At 52.9% G+C, this 3,007-nt stretch carries 5 protein-coding genes; all 5 read right to left on the minus strand.

Features of this window, described 5'->3' with window-relative positions; genetic code table 11:
• Nucleotides 1–178, minus strand: a 178-nt coding sequence (locus tag Q0314_RS10550; protein ID WP_298058836.1) for a DIP1984 family protein, incomplete at its 3' end; no start/stop codon positions are given.
• A gap of 18 nt (nucleotides 179–196) precedes the next feature.
• Nucleotides 197–877 carry a DUF799 domain-containing protein gene (locus Q0314_RS10555; protein WP_298058830.1) on the minus strand — a complete coding sequence of 227 codons (681 nt, stop codon included), beginning with the start codon at nucleotides 875–877 and terminating at the stop codon, nucleotides 197–199.
• Nucleotides 867–1,442, minus strand: coding sequence for a DUF4810 domain-containing protein (locus Q0314_RS10560; RefSeq protein WP_298058832.1), 576 nt, complete (start codon nucleotides 1,440–1,442; stop codon nucleotides 867–869). Before Q0314_RS10560 ends, Q0314_RS10555 begins: the two co-directional genes overlap by 11 nt.
• A 9-nt stretch (nucleotides 1,443–1,451) precedes the next feature.
• On the minus strand, nucleotides 1,452–2,120 hold the full coding sequence (locus tag Q0314_RS10565) for a CsgG/HfaB family protein (protein ID WP_298058834.1): 669 nt from the start codon (nucleotides 2,118–2,120) through the stop codon (nucleotides 1,452–1,454).
• Between the two features lie 106 nt (nucleotides 2,121–2,226).
• Nucleotides 2,227–3,007 (minus strand): exodeoxyribonuclease VII large subunit (gene xseA, locus Q0314_RS10570; protein WP_298058835.1); only part of this gene is annotated, 781 nt, incomplete at its 5' end.

A 3,007-nucleotide genomic window follows, 5' to 3' on the forward strand; every position in this document is an offset into this window, starting at 1 on the left:
GAACGATTAGTCTCTCAAGCTCGCTTGTGAGCGCATCTAGCTCGGCTAGCAGTGCCTTTGGCTCTTCGCTGGGTTTCTCGCCCTCTTGCACCTTCGCGTTATCTGCGAGTCTTGATTTTAGCTGCTCGATGCGTTTTTGTATGTCGACGCGCAGTATCAGCGCCTCGGCTAGTTTCATTTTCGTCCTTTTTAAGATTTATTTGCCGCTATTTAGCTGCCGATCTTGACCGTAGCGCGGCGAATACGGGCCGTAGAGCAGGCAGTCTCGGCAATCGGTGCTAAACAAAATCGCGTCCGCGTGCGCTGAGAGGTCAAAGCTCGCGTCCGAGACCGAGTCGGCGATCTGTTTAACTAGCGCGGAGACTAGCATACCGATGAGGTTGCCGCCGCCGTCGCCCGAGTCGTTTGCCGCGGTTGCGCTCTTTTGCCAGAGCACGGCGCCGGTGTTTAGATCCACCAGAGTCGCCGCTACGCTCACGCGCGTGACGCTACTAATGAGCATATACGAGGTGCCGTAGTCCGCGACGTTTAGATACAGAGCGGCATCAGCGCCAAATATCTGCTTTAGCTTGTACGTAGATATCTGCGCGATCTCGCCTGCGTCATAGATGCCGTTGTTTTTAAAGGTCTCGTTTACGAGCGCGGGCGAAAATACGTAATACCCCGCCTCGCTAAGCGGATAGAGCGCATTTGCCAGCACCGCCGCGGAGGCCTTTATCTCGGCTGAGTCGCTGGTCGGCATCACGACTACGATCGATCGAGGCTTGGTCTGCAAAAACGCCGAATAGTCGTAAACCTCGGGCTGCGATCCTGCGCACGCTCCAAGAAACAGCACCGCAAACGCGCCAAGAAGCGCCGATTTTATTTTATTTTTCATTTTGGCTTCCTTTTGCGGTCTTGCTCGTTTTGGCTGGTTTTGTTTGCTTGTTTTTCAAATCTTGCTTGCTTGTTTGCTCGCTTAAATTTGAGCTTTTGTCATTTAAATTTGACTCGCTCGCGCCCGATTTTTCCTTCGTCTGCTCGCCCAAATTCGCGTCTTTAGTGTTTAAATTTGCCGCCGATTTGCCCGCTGCACCCGCCGTTTTGCCGTTTTGATTTAGCAAAAACATCGCGTAGTCGCGCGACTCGGGATAAAGCTCGGCTTCTTTTTCGACGTAGGCTTTAAATTTCGCCCTGTTTCCTTGCGAAAGATAGAGTAAGCCTAGATGCGCGTGCAGTCCCGGCGGGACCTTGGCGGCTCTTTGATAGGCTTTTTGCAGGCTCTGCTCGAGTGCGGCGATCTGTGCGCCTGCGTCACCTTCTTCGGTTAGGTACTCGTAGACCGAGCTCGTGTAGGCGCCGTCCCAGTAGTATAGCTGTCTAGGCGAGTCGTCCGCGCAGCCAGATAGTAGCAGGGCGGCGGCGGAGGCGAGTGCGAAATTTGCTAGAGTTTTAAAGCGCAAAATTTATCCTTATTTCGCGTTAAAAGCGCCGCTTTCAAGCCCGCGCGTTAGGTTGTTTACGGCCTCGATGATGGCTAGGCTTAGCACCTTGCCGTTTAGCGTCGAATCATACCCAGCACTTCCGCCAAAGCCCAGTACTTCGCGGTTTGAGAGCTCGTACTCGCCGGCACCCTGAGTAGAGTAGATCACCTCGGAGTTTTTCACGTCCACGACGTTAAGATTTACCTTCGCGTAGGCGGTTTGGGTTTTGCCTTTGCCAAGTATCCCAAAAAGCTGATGATCGCCCGTAGTTTTGCGGCCAAACTCCGTCACGTCGCCCGTGATGACGTATCTTGCGCCTTTGATATTTTGCGCCTCTTTGTTTAGCGCGCTTTCTTCTTTGATGGCGCGCATGTTGCTGCGGTCAAGCACCGAAAAGCACCCGCTTTGTTGTAAATTTGAGATGAGGATGGTCTGGGCTTGGTTGCCTAGTCTGTCCTCGCCGTCTGAAAATACGCCATTTTGGTATGAGGACTGGTTGCTAAAGCGGCCGATCGAGACGGCGATCTTTTGTCCTTGATAGGCGGTGTTTATGGTTTGAACTTTTGGCGTTTCGACTACGCGAGATCGCTCCGTCGCGCAGCCAGTTATTAGCATCGCGGCGCACGCGGCTAGTAAAAATTTTACGTTCGTTTTCATATCGCTCCTTTAAATTTTGATTCGCGTTATTATCTTACTATTTTTAGCTTAAAAATTTTTAACCCGCCTAAAAATTTGAATCGCTGCGTTCGCAGATCAAATTTGGCTATAAAATTTCCGCTGCTTTGCTTGCGTTTACCGAGCTTAGCGCGATGCGGTCGCCCGGTTTTAGCTCGCTTAGATTTACGGTTTTGCCGTCCTTTTGCACTCGGACGAAATTTGAAATCTGCGCGAAAAAGGACTCTTGCTGCGCGTATGCGGCGCGGGCGAGTTTGAGCGCGTTTTCAAATTTGAGCAGCTTAGTTTGCACGGCGGCGTCTAAAGCCTGCCGTAAATTTAGCAAAATTTGCTCCTTGCGAGCGATTTTTTGCGTGAGGCTCGCCTGAGAAAATCTCGCTCTCATCATCGCCAGAGCGTTAAATTTACGCTCCCAAACGCGCGTAAAGGCCGCGTCCGCCGCCTCGCTTAGCCTATCTATGCTTTGCATTAGCTCGCCCATATCGGGCAGTAGCGCAGCCATCGCCGCGCTTGGAGTCGGAGCGCGAAAGTCCGCCGCAAAGTCGCTGATCACGTAATCAATCTCGTGTCCGACGGCCGAGATCACGGGCGTGCGCGCCGCGTAGATCTCGCGGGCTAGATTTTCGTCGTTAAAGCACCACAGATCCTCTCTGCTGCCGCCTCCGCGTGCTAGTACGATCGCGTCGGCACCGCTAGCATCGGCTCTTTTTAGCGCGCGTATGAGCGAGGCAGGCGCGGTTTCGCCTTGCGTTAGCGAATCAAAAATTATGATTTCCGCCAGCGCCCAGCGTCCGTGCGCGATACGTAGCATGTCTTGCAGCGCGGCCGAGGTTTTTGACGTGACGAGCGCGATCTTGCGCGGAAATTTT

Origin of the sequence: uncultured Campylobacter sp., from assembly GCF_938040115.1 — a bacterium.
Classification (GTDB): domain Bacteria; phylum Campylobacterota; class Campylobacteria; order Campylobacterales; family Campylobacteraceae; genus Campylobacter_A.